13 protein-coding genes are annotated in these 19302 nt (G+C 53.3%); 1 reads left to right on the top strand and 12 read right to left on the bottom strand.

Annotated features, from left to right (window positions below; genetic code table 11):
* Positions 1-6: 6 nt before the first annotated feature.
* The 10 genes from FYJ53_RS09780 to FYJ53_RS09735 form a co-directional block, all read right to left on the bottom strand.
* Positions 7-3534 (bottom strand): hypothetical protein, encoded by a 3528-nt coding sequence (locus FYJ53_RS09780; protein ID WP_154557288.1) that lies wholly within the window; start codon positions 3532-3534, stop codon positions 7-9.
* A 176-nt stretch (positions 3535-3710) separates the two neighbouring features.
* The gene (locus FYJ53_RS09775; RefSeq protein WP_090410733.1) at positions 3711-4133 is read right to left on the bottom strand and encodes a hypothetical protein; all 423 of its coding nucleotides are present in this window, start codon (positions 4131-4133) and stop codon (positions 3711-3713) included.
* Positions 4134-4154: 21 nt separating this feature from the next.
* Complete coding sequence (locus tag FYJ53_RS09770) at positions 4155-4565, bottom strand: hypothetical protein (RefSeq protein ID WP_154557287.1); 411 nt, start codon at positions 4563-4565, stop codon at positions 4155-4157.
* A gap of 126 nt (positions 4566-4691) precedes the next feature.
* Positions 4692-5351, bottom strand: a complete 660-nt coding sequence (locus tag FYJ53_RS09765) for a BTAD domain-containing putative transcriptional regulator (protein WP_154557286.1) — start codon at positions 5349-5351, stop codon at positions 4692-4694.
* Positions 5352-5565: 214 nt separating this feature from the next.
* On the bottom strand, positions 5566-6432 hold the full coding sequence (locus FYJ53_RS09760) for a MucBP domain-containing protein (protein WP_013378957.1): 867 nt from the start codon (positions 6430-6432) through the stop codon (positions 5566-5568).
* A 2-nt stretch (positions 6433-6434) separates the two neighbouring features.
* The gene (locus FYJ53_RS09755; protein ID WP_148427718.1) at positions 6435-7163 is read right to left on the bottom strand and encodes a hypothetical protein; all 729 of its coding nucleotides are present in this window, start codon (positions 7161-7163) and stop codon (positions 6435-6437) included.
* An 11-nt stretch (positions 7164-7174) separates the two neighbouring features.
* Positions 7175-7843 (bottom strand): hypothetical protein, encoded by a 669-nt coding sequence (locus tag FYJ53_RS09750; RefSeq protein WP_148427720.1) that lies wholly within the window; start codon positions 7841-7843, stop codon positions 7175-7177.
* Between the two features lie 256 nt (positions 7844-8099).
* A complete protein-coding gene (locus tag FYJ53_RS09745; protein WP_154557285.1) occupies positions 8100-10355 on the bottom strand; it encodes a SpaA isopeptide-forming pilin-related protein in 2256 nt (751 codons plus the stop codon).
* A 252-nt stretch (positions 10356-10607) separates the two neighbouring features.
* The gene (locus FYJ53_RS09740) at positions 10608-10925 is read right to left on the bottom strand and encodes a hypothetical protein (RefSeq protein ID WP_148427724.1); all 318 of its coding nucleotides are present in this window, start codon (positions 10923-10925) and stop codon (positions 10608-10610) included.
* A 40-nt stretch (positions 10926-10965) separates the two neighbouring features.
* The gene (locus tag FYJ53_RS09735; RefSeq protein WP_187367894.1) at positions 10966-12435 is read right to left on the bottom strand and encodes a sensor domain-containing diguanylate cyclase; all 1470 of its coding nucleotides are present in this window, start codon (positions 12433-12435) and stop codon (positions 10966-10968) included.
* A 259-nt stretch (positions 12436-12694) separates the two neighbouring features.
* Between FYJ53_RS09735 and FYJ53_RS09730 the strand changes: the two genes are divergently transcribed.
* Positions 12695-14833 (top strand): GGDEF domain-containing protein, encoded by a 2139-nt coding sequence (locus FYJ53_RS09730; protein WP_187367895.1) that lies wholly within the window; start codon positions 12695-12697, stop codon positions 14831-14833.
* Between the two features lie 75 nt (positions 14834-14908).
* On the opposite strand, the gene FYJ53_RS09725 is transcribed toward FYJ53_RS09730, so the two are convergent.
* A complete protein-coding gene (locus FYJ53_RS09725) occupies positions 14909-16288 on the bottom strand; it encodes a sensor domain-containing diguanylate cyclase (protein WP_148427729.1) in 1380 nt (459 codons plus the stop codon).
* Positions 16289-16304: 16 nt separating this feature from the next.
* Entirely contained in the window at positions 16305-19181 is a 2877-nt protein-coding gene (locus FYJ53_RS09720; RefSeq protein WP_013378947.1) for an EAL domain-containing protein, read from the bottom strand.
* Positions 19182-19302: the final 121 nt, after the last annotated feature.

Genomic DNA, 19302 nt, shown 5'->3' with positions numbered 1-19302 from the left:
ACCTCCTTATTCATTGGATGGCTGAACGGGCGTTGTGCCGTCTGGAACCTGCCCTTCAGGGACTTTATGTTTTTCTACTGTGACGGTTCCATCTTCACCGATCTTAAAGCTGTTTTCCACCACATCGGTGTGGGAGAAGTAATCTTCGTTGGTTAACTGGTTGGTAAAGCTAAATTCTGTTGGAGGTGTATTTTTTGTTTCCTCGGTGTTGTTTTGCTGGACTGTGTCTGTCTGCGGATTATCCGATGTGCATGTGTAGCGCATGGTATTGAGTTCTTCAACAGTATACTCACCAATTGGTAAATTATCAATGATAATGGATGCTGTTTTGCCAACATCCTTGCTTAGTCTCAGCGTCCGGTAAAATACCTGGGGCTCTTGACCCTCAATATTGTTTGGGCCTGTAATCTTAAAAGTAAAGATCGGATCGCCATCCATGTAGTCAACCTTGCTGTCGTCTGTGATGGTCTTTGTGATTTTGAGGCTGCCGAGTTTTCTGGTATTCGTAACTTCTACTTTAGCATTTTTTTTGAATTCAATTTTCCCTGCTGCTTTATCTGTTGTAGAATCCACTGTTGCTTCACTGATTGTATATTGAGGATTTTCATAATTATCCTTATCATAGTTTTCTATTACTTCAAAGGATGTATCTGCCGCAATATTTTCTATTTTAATAGTCTGTCCTGGTTTTATCTCAAGGTTTCCATTTTGGCACGTCTTACCTGAGTCCACTCCGTTTATTTTATATTTACCATTATATAATTGGCCGCCAATTTTAACCTGAATTTGAAAAGTATCGTTACTTTCTTGACCTTCAATCATTTTTTTGGTAATGTCTAAATCATGAAGGTTTTCAGAATCACAATGATTCTTAAAAGTGACAAAGGCGTTTTTATCTATTGCCAAGGGATCGGTCTGTATAATATACTTGCCTGTTTCAGTCTCAGAGGGAATAATATTGCCATCTTGTACTGCCTGCCCATTAACCTTGAATTCATCATAGCGATTTTGATCAACGCTGATTTCCTGAAGAATATATTTTGTCTTTCGATCTGCAATTTCTTCAAATACTGCCTGCTGGCCATGATGTAACGTGAATTTACCATCGTCTCCCGTATTCAAGGTCTCCCCATCCATCGTGTAAGTTTTATTCTTAGCTAAACTATAGAAAGTTCCGTTCTTTTCAATGGTATCTTTGTCAACCTTTGTTGCATCGTTATCTTCTAAAAATAATCTAAAATTAAAATTCACATCACTATAAGAGCCTTCATTAATATTCGTAACTTCTTTCCTTACCGTGATGCTGTCTTTAGGCATAACTGGCAGATTGAATTTCATTTTACAGTTAGAAGCGCCGCCGCCTCGTTCCATATAAAAAATCTTAATTTCATGGTTGCTATAATCTGAAAAAGTGTTTCCATCCCAGTCTTCTTCAGACATACTTTTTCCTTTTTCAGTATTCTTGAACTGTTCTTTTATATTTGTAGGCTCATGAAATATTTCCACAGCGCTACCATTTACATTTCTACTATCCTTAACTTGAACCTCACCTGTTGCAAAGTTAATAGAACCTGAGTGGGCGTCATGGATTCCACCCAAATCTAATACTAACACTCCATCGACAAAAACCCACAGGTCATCATCACCGTTAAATTCGTAAACCATATCCTGGCCATTGTACCGTCCACCTTCTAGTTGAGTAAAGCTGGAGGACATCACCATTCCAAACCAATAGTCATTTCCATTCTGTGCTCCAGGCGCTCCCGACTGCTGAGTTTTATAGAGCTTTTCTCCATAACGTAAGGATTCCTCGTCAAGGTTTTTCCCATCTTCATCATAATAATTACTGTTACTGGAAAATTTACCTGCTTCAATTTTATTATAAGGCATAAAATTGCCTCTTTTATAAAAATAAGCATTCTCATCACTCGGCGTTCCTATTTGGTCATAAACAGTAAAATCATAAGGCTTTTCTTTATCGATCTCATCATTTGATTCTTTCCAGTAAGCATAATTCTCAAAACTACTGTAATAAAATGTGCCTTTAGTATCAGGATTATCATAAATATCCTTCCTGAACAAATGATTGGCCTTTCCTTGGTAATTATTACTTGTTGCACTAAAACTTTCGCTTAGGGGTTTTCCGTCCATCAAACCCATTGCGCCAACTGGGATTCCATCACTGTTTAATTCTTTTTTTAACCGGCCCTGTTTTAAACTCCCATCTCCATAAGCCGCCCAAGTGTTTGCCGGTGTTGGAGTTGAATAGTCAAACATTTGTATGTCGACACCCAATTGCTGGCTGTCTATTGTTGGTACAGTCGTTAGCTTGTCATAAACAAAGGTTATCTCTGCGCCATACGTGCCGTCATTATTAATCACATCTGAATAAAAACAATTTTTGCCATCAGCGCCCTTTTTATAATCATATTGATACTGATTTGGCTTACTTGGCGGAACCCATGTTGCCATTGCTGTAAATACCTGTAATGGGTCGTCCTTGGACGTTTTTATACGCGCTTCCGCAAATTTGTAACCTTCGAGCTCAGGTTTACTTATTTGACTGACTTTCCAATCCACTTTATCTTGACCATCAGGGTTGTCCTTACCATTTAATGTCGTGTGTCTTGAGTTATTTTCTCCTAAGATTTCCTTGACGTTAATCGGATTATTGTTGGCATCAACGATGTTGACGATCCATCTGCTAAAATACTGGTCTTGTTTAGTCCAACTGCCTTCTCTGTTGTCATAATGAAAACTATACCAATACTGGTTATCTTCTAAAACAGGGGTATTCTCTTCCATTTGGGGCAAGCCAGCTGTCATGGCTACATTATTTGCAGGTTCTTCCAATGCGGATTCCAACTGCTGTTCTTCATTATCCACTGTGGGATTTACCCCTACACTCTGCCACGCCAGCGCAATCGGCTGCAAAGTCGTTATCTTACTTTCAACCGCCTGTACTTTTCCGTTAGCGTCAGCGGTAATCTTTGTGTCCTCTTCCCCGGTTACTTCCATGGTGTAGATGGTATTATTCTGCTCATCTTTACCCTCGGTTTTCTGGTAAAGAGTAACGCCCTTTTCTGCGCTTTCACTATTTAAAAAAGCTTCGGGAGCAGTTGCCTCTTTATAAGTGACTTTCAGTGTATACTCTCCCTGCGCGGGTGTCATATCTTTTCCTTCTTTATTCTGTAGTTTTACACTGTAAGCAGTAAAGCCGTCTACAGTTGTTCCCTGTTCGCTGGCTTTGGCTTTTAATCCCACTTCAGTTTCGGCATAAAGGGCTTTTTCGGCTTCATCCTGGCTGTCTTTATTGAGCGCTTTTACGGTGAGCGCCGCGCCTGCGGGCAGACTGGTGCCTCCGGTGGCCTTCAGCTCTGCTGTGATGCTGTCGTCCTCATAGGTGAGGACGGTGGGGGCGGCGTTTGCTCTCTCCTGCGCCAGGGCGGAGATGCCCGGGCTCATGGCTGAAAGCATGAGCAGCATGCTCAGTAATATGGATGTATATCTGGATAATCTTTTGACGCTTTTCATGATTGGTTCTCCCTTCATGCCTTTTTCTCTATTTTTACCGGCGGATTGCTGGTTTTCTTCGGTTCTTTTTGATGATACCCTAACTATACCAGCGATTTGTCACACAATGGTCACAGGTCACTGTTTTCTTAGGTTTACTGTGACTGTAAAAAGCCACGCCTGGCAAAGCGTGGCTTTTAGTATTTTGTCATGAGCTGGATGCATTCCAGGACGCTTTTAAAGGCCCCCAGCGTTTTACCGGTGGCATCCTTCAGGACTCCCTGCCATTCGGCATGATGTCTGGTCTGCATGATGAGGTCAAAGGTTTTAAGGCTGCCGGCCGCGCTTTTTATCTCCCCGGGCTCGTGGTAGTGTCTGGGGACGGCTACGTAGGGCGTGTGCTTTACCGCCTGTTTCCCGAAGGATCTGCTGATCTGCCCTGACTGGGGCTGCCCGATGGTGTCATAGGCTTTATCGACACTGGCGACAAAGCTTCTGAAGCTGCTGAAGGGAATTTCGTTTTCCAGCGCGACGCCCATAATTCTTCCGGCCATATCGTCTTCGTCAAAACGGTCGATACAGAGGCGCAGGCTGGTTGAGGGGATGCTCTGTGGTTTCATTTCTCTCTCCGTTTTTTGTTATTAATCATAATGCAGCTCGTCGAGGTCAAACCTCAGTTGAATCTGCTTGTTTTTGTAATTGCCCCAGAAGGCTTTTTCGATGCGCCCTGCGACGATCTGGGCTGTCTCGTACTGGCAGGTAGGCAGCAGGGCCACGTACTGGGAGCTGCTGTACTGGGCCACCGGGTCGCCTGAGCGCAGCGATGTGCGCAGCACATCCTCCAGGTGGACCATAGCGTCTCTGAGGAGCTCTATTTTTTTATTTTCCGCGATGCCCTCATCGGCTGAAAGGGTCGTTAATAATAAAAAAACCGAGATTCCCATCCTGGCGCCCTGTCTGGCCTGGAGGCAGTAGATCCGCTTAAACGCGCCGTATTCGCATACAAAGGCGCCGGTAATACTGTCTTCCATCAACTCATTTTGGACGTCCACGATGTCTCTTTCGTGGCGGTGTGTTTTCTTAATAATGGTTTCATACAGCCCCCGGAGTTCCTCGGAGGGGGTGACACCGAGATAGTCGTAAAGTGTTTTTTCGGCTTTCTGGTAGTGCTCGGTGGCCTACTTGTAATTGTCCTGTCCCATAAGGGCTCTTATAAAGCAGCAGTGCAGGTTCTCATCCAGGTTATCAATCTGAAGGGCTTTGCTCACACAGCTTGCCATTTCGCTGAAGCGCCCCTGCGCTTCTAACAGGGCTGCGGTCTTCTTGACAGCGCTCAGATAAGTGGTATGGTAGTAGGTGGACAGGGAGGCGACCCAGTATTCGCTGGCAAATTTTGGCAGCAGCTCGCCGCGGTACAGGTTGATGGCGGCTTTGTAGCTGTCGATCTTTCTGCCGGGGTCTTTCTCTTCCTCAGCCTCCTTTATTTTTTCTTCAAAGACTTCGATGTCCAGGCTCACGCTGATTTCCTGATTCCAGATATAGGCGCTGCGGCCTGTCAGGATAAAATCATTTCTGCCCCAGGTTTTCTTGATGAGGCTGCGCAGACGGTACATGAGGTTTTTGAGCGCGCCTGCGGGATTATCGCTCTCTTCTTCTTCCCAAAGGGCTTCTGCCAGCTCCTGTACCGTCAGTTCTTTCTGGCGGTGGCACAGGATGTAGATGAACAGCTTGGTCATCATCTCTGAACGGATGCTCTCTTCGTCCAGGCTCGCGCTGTCGTCTGAGATGCTGAAGCCTGAAAACATCTGGGCTCTCAGTGTGGTGTTTTGCTCTTCCACTACTTTCGTCCCTCCTATTATATTTGTATTTATGATATTATTATAAATGTTTATATTTTTTTTGTAAATCCAAACTTTTAAATTTTATCTAAACGGTTGATTTTTTATGAAAATAATTGATTTTCCTTAAGAAATCCTGCTTCTAAACACAACAAAAGTGCGCTCTCAGCGAACGCACTCCTTGATCCTTCAATGGTAAAACTATAAAAATTCTTTATTGTCTGGCTTTCTTTTTCCGATAGACGATGATGGCGGTGATCAGGACCGCGAGCAGAGCGACCCCGCCCACACCGATCATGATGAGGTTTGCCATGCCGCCCACCTGCTTGGCCGCGTTGGCCAATGGGGTTTCGTTGGGGTCGATGGTTTCTTCATCAGGCTGGGCTAACGGGGTATCGCCACCCTCGATGTTTTCTCCGGGGTTGTTATCGCCGGGGGTATTCGTGCCGCCTCCGGCGGTGGTGCCGCCGGGCAGAGTGGCCGCTGTGCCGGTATCGCCGGGCTGTCCGCTGACAGGCACGACACCGGGCCGGGTTTCAAAGGCGGGGTTATCGGCCGGGGTATAGACAAAGTCGATCTCGGTGCCTTCGGCCGCGATGGTTGTGCTTTTACCTTCGGCGTCCGGAATATAGCCGTCGATCTGACGGGCGTACTCGACCACGGTGCCGCCCTTGCTGGCGGCTACGACCTTCTGGGTAGCCAGCTCGTTGCCGAAGGTGTCGAGGTAGCGGACGCGGTAGCTGGCTTCCTCGATAATCTTGGCGTACTGGGCCACATAGGTGGCTTTGCCGGTGACGGTGGTCTCGACGGCTTTGTTCCAGTCGGTAAAGTAGTAGCCTGTGTTTGGCTGTACCATGGCGGCAACGCTCTCTGCGTCCAGCTTACCGCCATAGGTGACGGGCTGTGTATAGCTGGTGCCTCCGGCAATGGCGCCTTCGGCTCCGGCTTTAAACTCGATGTTGTAGGTGCCTTCTTCGGCATGGGCGGTGGCCGGGAGGGTCATACCCATGAGCAGCAGCGCCATCAGGCTGGCCGCGAGGACGGCTGCTGTTTTGGTTAATTTTTTCTTAACTGCTGTCATGTTTATTCCTCCTTCTTTTTACGGGTAGCGATGAGTATGACAATGGCCACAACAGCGATGAGGACACAGACACACGCTACGATCAGGTATGGGCTGACGCCGTTTAGGCCGGTATTCGGGCCGGCGGCGCCGGGATTTACAATACTCTGAACCAGACGTTCGATCACATTTCCACCGCTGTTACTGCCGCCCGGCGCTGCGGGATCGGTTGTGGACGCGGTGAAGACAAGCTGGATCTCGCCGGTCTGCTTCATGTAGCTGTTGCCTGTGGAGTTTCCCTCCAGCTCCAGGCTGATTTCGATCACATCGCTCTGTCCCTGGGCGAGGGTATCTAACAGAATGTTGTTGCTCTCATCTAAATATTTTTCACCGGCTGAGGTATTTTTGGCCGTCCCGCCGCCGATGATGGTATTGAAAAAGGGCTCGCCGTTTTTGCTGATGACAAAATCATACACGGCCTGTGAATCAGCGGTTTTACTGGCGATGTTGTCCAGGATTTCGGCGCTCATATAAAACTTCATTTCGCTGCTGTCCTCGTTTTTGAGGGTCAGGCTGATGGTGCGCTTTTCACCGGGAAGCATATCGTCAAAGCTTTCGGTGTCGCCGCTCACATCGGTCACAAACTTTTCGGCCTGCCCCTTAAAGGTAATGGTCTCAGCGGCGGAGGCTGTCAGCCCGGTGGCCAGCAGGAGTGCCAGGGTGATGATAAGGGTGATACATTTCTTTTTCATGACTTTTCCTCCTACTGTTCGGTATAGCCTGTCAGGTTGCCTTCTGCGTCAAGCTCTGCCATGATGCCCCATTCGGCGAGCATGGCTTTTGCTCCGGCCTCTGCCTGGACGGCGTCGGCCTCAAAGGTAATGTTGGCGCTGTAGCCTGCGTAGGCGTTGCTGTTCTCAGTTACTTTATTTTTTAAGATGGTAAAGCTGTCCATCACGTTTTCGGTCTGGGCATTTCCTCCGACCTTCCGGGTATAATAACAGTAGATGACCTCTGGGTCTTCCGGGTCTTCGGTGACCAGCCAGCTGTCATTGTCCCTTGCAATGCCGATCTCTTTTGGGGAAAGCTTGAAATCTTTCTTTCCGTCTTTGTCGGTCCAGCTCCGGTTGATGGTGACACGGATATAACTGTCTTTGCTGTTCGCGTCGCTCTTGACCGCGACCTGCTGGCGTACGGTATCGCCGGGCATACCGGCGTACTGGTAGCCTGCCTTGCTGCCATCGGCTGCTTCCAGGCTTTTAACGCTCTTGGCGTCTTTATCTCCGTTCTGCACGATTTTGATGCCCAGCTCTGCTGCGGACACGTCCTTGGTGGTGGTTGTCGAGGCTACAAAAGCCGCCATCGTGCTGCCGATTGCCGCCACGATGGCGATAATGGCAATGACGATCAGGATATTTCTTTTCTTTTTCATTGGATTCCGCTCCTTATATCAATTGATTTAAAGGGTTTTCACCTCGATATTCTGCGATCTTTACTATGATTATACGCGGAATTTGTCACACAGCAGTCACACATCACCGGGCAGGACGAAACTTTGCTTACTATTATGTTACCACATTTTGGGTAGCTTTACAATTTTAAAGCCAGGCCTTTTTACCGATGCACTGTGATGAACCCGGCTCAAAGGCGTAAAAAGCCCCGGGAGCATCCCGGGGCTTTCACTTTTCCTATCTTCTCTTTTTCAATCCGATGATTCCCGCGCTGCCGCCTGCCAGGATCAGCAGCAGGGTGACAGCGGAGCTGATGTCTGCGATGCCGGTCTTGGGGTTGGCGCCCGCGGCGATCGGGCCTTCCGTTTTATGGACGGCGGGCTTTTGGGCGGCCGGGGCTTTTGGTGTCTCTGGCGGCTCTGGTGTTTCCGGGGTCTTCGGAGGCTCTGGGTTCTCGGGGTCGGCCGGCGGGGTTTCGGTCTTTGTGTTTTCAAAGACAACGCTCTTGCCTGTCTCGATGTCATTTTCATCCAGGGTAAAGGCCAGGGCGGTGGTGCTCAGGCGGTAGCCCTCCGGCGGGGTGACCTCCTCGAAATAGTAGGTTCCCAGCAACAGGTGATCCACTGTGATCATGCCCTGGGCGTCGGTGGTGAAGGTCTGGGCCTCGTCGGGGTTGGCGCTCCAGAGGGGCAGACCATTATTGGCGTCCTTATAGTAAAGCGCCGTGCCGTCCGGCTGGCGCTCATAGAGCCTGAACGCCGCGTTCTCAAGGGTTTTCTGCGGATCGGCCTGGTCCACCTTTTTCAGGCTGACCCTGCCCGTAAGCTCGATGGGGTCAACAGGCGGTTTATCCGTCAGGGGCAGGTTGGTGGCGGTGACCACCACGCCCTCGGTGTCCTCTGTGCTGATGGTAAAGGTTTCGGGGCTGTAGGCCACGCTGTCCTTATCGTAGCCCGGGGCCGCGGCGGTTTCCACAAAGCGGTAGGTGCCGGAGCCCAGCTTTTTAAATTCCACCATGCCGTCCGCGCCGGTGGCGCGGACCGGTTCTCCGCCGTCAGTGGGCACGTAGGGCACGAATACGCCGTCTCGCTGGACTTCCAGCTGGAAAGCAGCGTTTTCCAGAAGGGTCCCATCCTCGGCGCTCCGCTTTTCAAGGCGCACGCTGTGGGGCTCCCCGGCCTCGATGCCGCCGTCCAGATCCTCCAAAATCACGGATTTTCCAGACTCGATGGGCACATTATCGGTGGTGGTGAGGGTGGCGGTGTTGCTGTACTGCTCATAGGCCCGGCCGGTCTTGGCCTGGATGGTGATATAGTAGCCCACAGCTTCTCCCCCGGCGATGCCGCCTGTCCCCCAGGATTTGACCATGGTGTCGAGCTCGGCGTCGGTGAGATTGCTGTTGGACGACTTGAGCTTGGCGCGCAGGGCGGCGTCATCATCCGCGAGCTTCACGCCGTTTCCGGGCACATCGTCCAGGCTGATGACCAGGTATTTTTGATCGGCGCTGACGCCATAGGCGGGGGCGCCGTAGCCCTTGACCCGCGCCTTAAAGGCGTCGAGGCTCTCGTCTGCCCCCTGGCTCAACGCTGTAAACTGGGTCTTGAGGTTGATGGTGGCGCCCCACTGGCGGCTGAGCTCTCCGCTTTCGTTTCTCGGCCGGTACAGCATGCTCTGGATGCTAACGGACTGGATGGTCTGGTCCTTTTCCAGGGTATCCTCGATCACGGCGTTTTTGAGCGGGGTGATGGCAGGATTGCTGTGCACGGCGGCAGTGAGCAGATTGTCGAAGTTGACCGCGAGGTTCCAGGTGATGGTCTCAGAGCCCGTATAAGTGGAACCGGTTTTAGATAGCGGCTTTTGGGGTGAGGGGATGTAATTTTCAGCTGGGAAATCAACGTCCGGGTCCGGGGTGGAAGGCGTGGAGGGTTTCACCGGAACCGGCGGCAGGGTCACCCCGCCGACCTCGATCACAATATCGCCGGAACTGGCGGCCTTGAGGGTGCCGCTGGCGTTGAAATGTCCCCTGATGTAGCGCTTCTGGGCGCCGGTATCGGTCAGGGTAAAATGGATTTTATTGTTCTGGACGCCCCAGTGGCCCAGGGTTTCGCCGTTGTAAACCAGCGGCGTGTTCAGGGTAGTGTCACGGAAGGTGAAGTGGTCGGCGGGCAGGTCAATGGTAAAATAGTCGCCTTCCTTTACCTGACCGTAAAAATTTTCTTCCTCCAGGTTCCAGGTAATACCGAAAATAATGGTGCTGCCTGAAACCAGGGTTTCATTAAAGCTGGGGTCCTTTTCGTTATCGACAATGATGGGCACAGTGGTGCCGTTTGTTTGCTTCAGGCTCATATCGACATCTAAATCGGTCAGGACATTGGTTAAATCTCTTTGGGTATCGCCCTCAGCGAAGGCTGCCGGCATGGCACCAAAGGCAAAGAATATGGCAAAAGCAAGCGCTATAAATTTTCTGGCTGTACTTCTAATGTGTTTCTCCATGTTGCTTAACTCCTTAATATGTTATACTCATATTCTATACAAGCGTTATGGATAAAACAATTCCGGTTTATAAGATTCACGGCCAGAAATTGACACGTATGTGACATAGCATTTTTCGCTATAATGATGAATTATTTATATCTCTAAGCATAAAGCGCCGACCGCCCCCTTTTCCGGGCCAGCTCTGCCGGATATTGATCAAAAAACAAAAACAGCTCCGGCTCTCCACGCCGGGGCTGTTTTTAATGCCGGTTACTCAAACTTACGGGCTTTCCTCAGGATGACCGCCGCGGTCACCACGGCCACCACCACCGCTGCAATGCCGCAGAGCATGAGCGGCGACGGGCCGTTTTTGCCGTCGATGGGCTGCGCCAGCGGGGTCGGGCTCCCCTCAACCACCTCTGCGGCGTTTTCCCCGTCAGCCGCGGGCTCCTGTCCGGCGCTCTGGTCGGCATAGAGGGGGTTCCTGGCAGGCTGCTGGGCCGCGTAAGCGCGGCCGGTCCCCATGGCGCTCAGTCCAAGGATCAGCAGGATGCTGAAAAGAATGGCGGCTGTTCTGTGTCTTATCATGGCCTCTCGCCTCCCTTTATTCTATCCTTTAATTCCTGCCTCATGACCCGCTGTCCTTGTAAATGGCAAAGCCGTCCCGGGCGCCGCGCTTCACGCTGTACAGGGCCAGGTCGGCCTTTTTGTACAGGGTGTCAAAATCTCCGCCGTCCGCCGGGGCCAGGGCCGCACCCGCGCTGCAGGTAAGCCGCAGATCCTGGGCCTCCGCGATGCGGATGGCGTGAAAGGCCTGGCAGAGCTTTTCCAGCTGGGACGACACAATGGTGCCGCCGGGAATATTTTTCATAAAGACGATAAACTCATCGCCGCCCACACGTCCCACGATGTCGCTGCCGCGGAAGTGCCGTTTCAGCAGGGCTGCGGACTGGCGCAGGGCCTCGTCACCCACGGCGTGGCCGTAGGTGTCGTTAACATCCTTGAACCGGTCCACGTCCAGCATGATGAGGGCCTGCATGCCGCGGCACTCGCCGTTTTTCAGCCAGACGTCCACATTCTCGCGGGTGCTGACTGCGTTCAGCAGCCCGGTCATGGCGTCGGTCTGGGCCTTGACCTCAAGCAGCCTGCGGTCCCGCACGTTGGTGTACTGGAGCACTGCCAGCAGAATGATGAGCCCGGCCACCACAAAGAGGGAGAGCACGATCTCATAGTCCCGGATAAAGGCGTAGGCCTGCTGGGCGTTCTTCTCAGGCACCACGTAGCAGACAAACCAGTTGTTGTAGCCGACAGGCTCATAGGTGAGGTAGCGGATGTCTTCATCCCGTCGGACCCGCCTGACCGCGCCAGTACCGGCTGCCAGGTCGGCCTGCACCTGGGCGAGGGAGTCGCCCTTCTCAAAGGTGACATCGCTGTAAAACGCGAAGAAGGTTTTACCCCTCCGGGCCTCCCCGTGCTTTTTATCCATCATGATGGACTCGCCCGCACTGTTGATGATGTAGACATAGCCGGCGCCGCCGTACAGGTCGCCGAAGAAGATCTCGCTGAGGCGGCTGACGTCAAAACTCCCGGCCAGCACGCCGGTGACGCCGCCGCTGCTGTCATAGACCGGCACAGCCAGCACGATGAGGTCGGTGCCGTCAAGGGGGCTCTCGATGGGGTCGCTGACCACGCGGCTGCCCTTCATGGCTTCTTTAAAAAAGGCCTGCCCGCTCATATCCTGCAGCTCCGGCAAATCACTGGCGTAGCCGGTGCCGTCCTTTGTCCCGTAGGTCATGCGCACAAAGGCACTCTCGCTGACCATGGCCCTCAGCAGGTCGCCGTTCTCCATTTTGACAGGGTTTTCCTGCCCGCCCAGATAGGCGGCCACACCCTCCAGGTTCTCAAACTCCAGGCCGATGACGTCCTTCAGATGGTCGCACTGCTTTGTGACGTTTTCCGCAAGCTGTGCCCTTGTAGTCCCCTCTACGGCATGCTGGATACCGTAGAAAAAGACCGCGATGCACATACCAAGATAGCACAGGAACACAAAAAGGGCGGTTGCATAGTGGTACAGCGATTTTCGATGGAGCTCTTTCATGGGCCTGTCCTTTCCCAAAGAAGTTACAATACCGGAAGCCTGCCGCGGGCTCCTCTGCCCGCTTGTAACGCTTTGCTTTTGTACTGAGCATGAAAATGGGTACACCATTCCAGTTTGTTCTTATTATAAATACCTCTGGTCATACGGCGGTCATACGCAATAAAAAAGGGCCGCCTTAAAATTTCTGATGGACAGACGCCATTTTAAAAAGTATAATACTATAAAAATATTATCCTTTGGATGGAGAGAGGATTTCGCTATGAATAAAAAGGATTTCGCGTGGCTGATCATGTGTTCCAGGAAAACGATCGCCTACGTGGCGGATATGGACAGCTATGAATTGAAATTTCTGAGCCCTGCCGCCATGGAGCTGTGCGGGCTGACCGCGCCTGAGGAGTACCTGAACCAAAAATGCTTTGAGCTGATACAGGGCCTGGACGCGCCGTGCGCCTTCTGCACTAACCGCAAGCTGCGGACGGACGCGCCCTATAAATGGGAGTTCTACAACCAGCACCTGAAATGCTGGGCGAGCATTGAGGACAGCCTCATCGAAATTGACGGCCATCCCTACCGCCTGGAGGTGATCAGGGACATCTCAAAGGACAAGGCAAAGATTGACAGCATCCTCAACCAGCTGACCATGGAGGAGATGCTGGTCAAGTGCATTGAGCTTCTGGCCTACGAGAACGACGCCGATGTGGCCATCGACCGTTTTTTAGAGACCGTGGGAGATTTCTACGCGGCTGACCGGACTTACATTTTTGAATATGACTTTGAGCAGGACTGCGCCAACAACACCTACGAGTGGTGCCAGCCCCACATCTCCTCCGAGAAGGATAACCTGCAGCAGCTTCCCCTGGAGCTGCTGGCGGACTGGGGAGCCAAGTTTGAGCGCCACGGTTTTTTCTACATCAACTCTGTGCGTGAGGACTACGCCCAGGATTCCCCCGAGTACAACATTCTGAACCAGCAGGGGATCCAGTCGGTGGCGGCGGCGCCCTTTATCCAGGATGGCCGGATCACGGGCTTTCTGGGCGTGGACAACCCGTCTGCCAACACCCGGGACTGGACCCTGCTGCGCTCTGTCTCCACCTTTGTCATTGATGAGCTCAAGAAGCGGCGGCTGCTCCTCGACCTGGAGTACGCCAGCTACCGGGATCTCCTGACCGGGCTCAGCAACCGCAACTACTACCAGAAATTCTTAGACGGGCTGAAGCTGTCACCGCCCGACTCCCTGGGCATTGTCTACATTGATATCAACGGCCTCAAGGCCGCCAACGACGGCTATGGCCACCAGTACGGTGACTACATCATCACCCAGTCCGCGATGATTTTGAAGCGTTTTTTCCCGGACTGCGCCTTCCGCATTGGCGGCGATGAGTTCATCGCCCTGAGCATCGACTGCGCCCAGGCCAGCTTTGAACAGAAAGTCGCGGATGTCAAGGCGGCCTTTGACCAGGATAAAAACGTGGACGTCTCCATCGGCTCCCTCTGGAAGCAGGGGGAATACAATATCGAGAACGAGATTATCCTGGCCGATGAGCTCATGTACTCCGAAAAGCAGAAATACTATGACACAATCCTGCGGGAGGGGCGCGGCAGCCGCACCGGTCAGGCCGCCCACCTGCTCCAGTCCATTCAGAACCACCAGTTCACAGTGGTCTACCAGCCCCAGGTGGAGCTGGCCACCGGCAAAATTGTGGGCGTCGAAGCCCTGATCCGCAAAAGGGGGCCGGGGGGAAAGCTCATCACGCCGGACCATTTTATCCCCCGGTACGAGCGCGAGGGCATCATCCGGCACATCGACCTATACGTTTTTGAGGTGCTCTGCGCCCAGCTTAAAAAGTGGCACGACCGGGGCGACAGGCTGCGCGGCTCTGTCAATTTTTCCCGGGTCACGCTGATGGAGACCAACATCGTGAAAACCCTCCAGAACGTGTGCGGCCAATACGGCGTCGCCCCGGAGAACGTCACTGTTGAGATCACGGAGAGCGTCAGCAAGGTTGAGAACGCGGCGCTGAACGCGCTGATCAACACCTTCCACGCGGCCGGGTTTTCCATCTCCTTGGATGATTTCGGCACAGCCTATTCCAACCTCTCCATCCTGGGCGAGCTGGACTTCACAGAGCTCAAAATCGACAAGTCCATGCTCCAGGACCTGACTGGCAACAAGAAAAAGCAGGCTCTGGTCAAGAATGTCATCCTGATCTGCAAGGATTTCGGCAACATCATCTCTCTGGCCGAGGGCATCGAATCCGAGGAGCAGTACGCGCTGCTGCTCAAATACCACTGCCTGCTGGGACAGGGCTATTATTTCTCCAAGCCCCTTAGCGAAAAGGTCTTTAATACCTACTACCGCACGAAAAAGACGTTCAGGGCGCCCGCGTACCCGCACTGAATAAAATGAGCCCGAACGGGGCGCCTCTGTCAAAGGGGCGCCCCGTCCGGGCTTTTCATTTTCCCATTTATTTTTTTACTTTGTTTTGAGCTCGCTGCCAAAGCAGACATGCCCAGGACCGGATTTTTTGGCCTGGTACATGGCTAAATCGGCTGTGCGAAGCAGCGTCTCGATGCTTTTCCCATCCTCTGGATAGCACGCCACGCCGATGCTGGTATTGCAGAATGTCTGCCCCTCCTTCAAAACCCAGGGCCTGTTAAAGCGCAGGTGGATGAACCTGGACAGGTTTCGGATATTCTCCTTTGTGATGGCCTCACCGCCGACCAGGGCGACAAACTCGTCCCCGCCGTTGCGGTAGATGGCCTCCTGCAGCAGCGGGATTTCTGAGAAAAACCGGCTTAGCTGTACCAGGAAAGCGTCGCCGGCGTCGTGCCCGTAGGCGTCGTTGATGGCCTTAAACCCGTCGATGTCGAAAAACATGAGGTAGAGCTTCTCCGGCGGCTGCGCCTGGCTGATCCGCGCCTGGCCCTCGCTCAGGAGCATCCGGCGGTTGGGCAGGTCGGTGAGGGCGTCGTAGTTAGCCATGTACTGTATGAGGGCCTCCTTCTGCTTGTTGTCGGTAATGTCTGCGCTGCTGACCACGTGGGCCATCCGGCCGTCCTCCCACTGGAAGGCCGCGCTGAACACCCGGAACCACGCGCCGTCAAAGGGGCGCTGGTAATCCCAGGTGTAGACTTTGGTAGGGTTGCCGTCCTCGTCAGCGATTTTCTCCTGGGGGCAGAAAGCGCAGGGGCCGTTCTGGCCCGGAAACAGTATCTGCCAGCATTTCTTGCCCAAAAACTGCTCCTTTCCCCCGTAGGGCGCTGCCATGGACTGGTTCACATACAAAATATCATGCGTGTTAAAATCATTGACGTAGATGTCGATGCCTGTGTTGTCCAGGACACTCTCAAGAGAGCGCCGGGCGCGCCAGAGCTTGCTCTGATAGACCCGGACCGACAGGTACCTGGTCAGGAGGAGCAGGGGGAGCCGGACCGCGGTCTCCGGCGGCAGCTTCTCTTGGTCCCGGTCAAAAAATACCACCAGCTCATGGAGCTCCCGGTTCTCGTCTGCCACCGGCGACATGACCAGGGCATCTGCCCCAAAAAGATCGAGAAGCTCTGTCTCCCGCCGTCCGTTATGCCCGCCGCGCCCAATGCAGATTACGGCCTGCTGGGCGAGCCACGCGGCGCACTCTGTCTCAAAACTGGGCGCGGCGGCGCACTGGCCTGCCGCCTGCTGCTCCGCCAGATAAAAGCGTCCGGAGCGCTCGGCCTGGTACACGGCTCCGCCGTCAAAGGCGATGCTCTCCCGGATCATCTCCAGCGCCTGCAGGACGTTTTCGGTCTCCACCTGGTTTCCTGCCAACACCTCCGCCAGCTCCATGTGTGTTGTCTCTTTCACCTTTTGTGTCATTTTTTCCTCTCTCCCATCATCTCAAATCTCGGTTGTACGCAATGATGATGTCCTCGTCCTCCTCCATGGCGGCCCGGACCAGGGTCACCTCGCAGGGAATTTTTTCGCGCTGCCGGTTTTCGTACAGCCATTCAAAGGAACAGTGGCCCTTTTCTTTCACCTCTTTGAAATAGGTTTCTTTTTTATCAAGACTTGGCGTGCCGTCGGGCTGGTATTGCGGCAGAAAGCTGTCAAAATCTTTTAAGACGTCCTCGGCGCTGCCGGCTGAGAACAGCTTTACGGCCATCTGGTTGCAGTCCAGGATCTCCTCCCTCACGTTCCACAGGATACAGGAGAGGGGCGTGGCGTCCATGACGGCGCGCACACGGGCGGACAGGACGCGCTGCATTTTCTCAGCCGCTGCCTGCTCCCGCAGATCTCTGGTATACCCTGCCACCATGGCGCTGCCATCATCGTCGAGGTGCTCGATGCGCACAAGGGTGACCTCGCAGGGGATGGGCGTGCCGTCCAGCCGCTGGTGCAGCCAGCGGAACTGGGCCCGGCCGGTCCGCATGGCCTCGGTGATCTTCGTGTTGGCTTTCTCCACGCTGAGCTGTCCGTCAGGCTGGCGCTCGGGCGAGAGCTCGTAAAAGCGCTCGAGATAATCACGCTCGTCCTCAAGCTCGAAAAGCTTCATGGCCTCTTTATTGCACATGGTGTTCTCAAACTGCTTGTTCCAGAGGTTAAGGCAGAGGGGCGTGGCGTCCAGCAGGGCGCGCAGGCGTTCCCGGAACCGCCTGCCGCTCTGCTCAGCCTCAAGCTCGGCGCGCAGGTCCCTGGCGTAGCTGGCTACCACGCAGTCGTCCTGGTAAGGGATTCTGACACAGGTCACCTCGACGGGAAGCCGGCGGCCCTGGTGGTCCACATGCAGCCACTTAAACTGGTTCCGCCCCTTTAAAAAGGTTTCGACAATGCGGTCGTGCACGCCGATTTCGCTGTTTTCGCCGTCCAACTGGGTGGGCGGGGAGTAGCTGTTAAAGCCCTCGATCAGGGCGCTCCGGCTCTCTGCGCCGAAGAGGCGCACAGCCTCCTCATTGCAGGCCAGGATTTCAAACTGCCGGTTCCAGATCATCAGGGACAGGGGCGTGGCGTTCATCATGGCAAACAAAAGCTCCCGGTCATTGACAAGATGGTCCTGGAGCCGCTTGCGGTCGATGGCGCCCAGCAGGCCTTTCCCGTCAAAGCTCGCGGCCACGTAATGGCTGAAGAAGAAGTCCTGCTCCACAGGGCGGGAGATGTAAAAACCCTGGATGGTGTCTGCGTTCATGAGCCTGATGCTCTCCCATTCCTCCTGGGTCTCCACCCCCTCCACGCATACCTTTTTCCGGCGGTTATGGCACAGGCGGATAACGGATTCGATAAAGTCGCGGTTATGCCGGCTGATGTGCAGTGACTGCACAAAGAAGCGGTCGACCTTGACAATGTCCACCTCCAGGTCGGCCAGGCGTTCCAGCGAGGAGTAGCCTGTGCCGAAGTCGTCCATGGCCAGGCGCAGCTTCAGGCCTCTCAGGCGGCGCAGCGCGTCCCGCACGTTGTCGTCCTCCTTCATAAAGTAGCTCTCTGTCAGCTCCAGCACCAGGTTTTCTGGCGCCAGGCCCTGACGGCGCAGAACCGCCTCGGCCTTCTGGCAGAAATCCGTCTCTTTCAGCTGGATATAGGAAACGTTGACGTTCATCATGAAATCGGGTATCCACTTCATCCACTCCCGGCATACGGCCGCGGCCTGCTCCAGCACCCACAGCCCCACGGGGATGATGAGCCGGCTGTTCTCCAGCAGCGGGATAAACTCGACCGGCGAAATCTCACGCCCGTCGGGCATGCGGTAGCGCAGCAGCGCCTCGGCGCCGATGATGGTGAGCTCCCGGGCCCCGCACAGGGGCTGAAACACCAGGCGGAAGCCCTCAAAGTCCTTCTCCACGCTCTCGGCCATGCAGTTGGTGAGCAGCTGGTTATCAATCTGTTCTCTGAGCATGCTATGCTTGAACTCCACACACTGGTTTTTTCCGTTGAGCTTGGCGCGCTTGAGGGCGATGGCCGCCTTTTTTTCCAAGTCGGACCAGTTGTCCCCGTCCTCGGGGTAGGCTACCAGACCCGCAGACACGCTGAACCGGCAGGGCTGCCCCTCGACACGGTGGGAGCGCAGGGCGTACTGCTGGACGTGCCTGTAAATGTTTAACATCTCCTCCCGGGTGGCGCCTGCGCCGGCCACCAGGAACTGGTCACCCTCGTACCGGTAGAGGTTGACCTCCTCGGGCAGGGCCTGCAAAAGATTCTCAGCCGTAGCCTTCAATACCTGATCCCCAAAGGCGCGGCTGTTGAGGGTATTGATCTTGTTAAACTCGTCAATGCCCAGCAGCATGAGCCTGAACCGGATTTCCGGGGCCTCGTCCAGAATGCTCTGTATTTTTTCCTGGCAGAACCGGTGGTGCATGAGCCCGGTCACATCATCTGTGTACTCGCATCCCTCCAGGCTTTTCATGGCGCCCAGAATGACCATGGGCTCGCCTGTCCGGGGGTTCCGTCTTACGCGGCCCTGGTCGTTGACCCAGATATAGGACCCAGAAGCGTTTAACATCTGGTAATTGAGGGAGAAGCTTTCCTCGCCGGAATGCCACAGGCCCGCAAAATGCTTTTTGAGCCGCTCGTAATCCCGGGGATGAATCCTTTCGAGCATGGTCTGTCTGTAATGGGCCATACCGCTCTCCTCAAATCCAAAATCAGATACCATGTTGGGCGATACCTGGAACAAGTCCTTGTGTGTGTCCCATATGTAAAGATAGTCATTGCATATTGAAGACAACAGGTCATAGAGTATGCCGGCATCCATGTCCATATTTTTAAATAAATTTTCCATAAAAAAACCTCCAGTCTTTTAACAACAACTGCTTTATCATGAGCTATTTATCATCTACTATACATCTGAATAAGCTAAATTGTGTAAAAAAGTTACCTGAAAATATTAAAAACCGATTGCT

The organism is Eubacterium sp. BL-380-WT-2B, assembly GCF_009696115.1.
Lineage (GTDB): Bacteria > Bacillota > Clostridia > Eubacteriales > Eubacteriaceae > Eubacterium > Eubacterium callanderi.
This window is presented reverse-complemented; position numbering and strand designations above follow the sequence as displayed.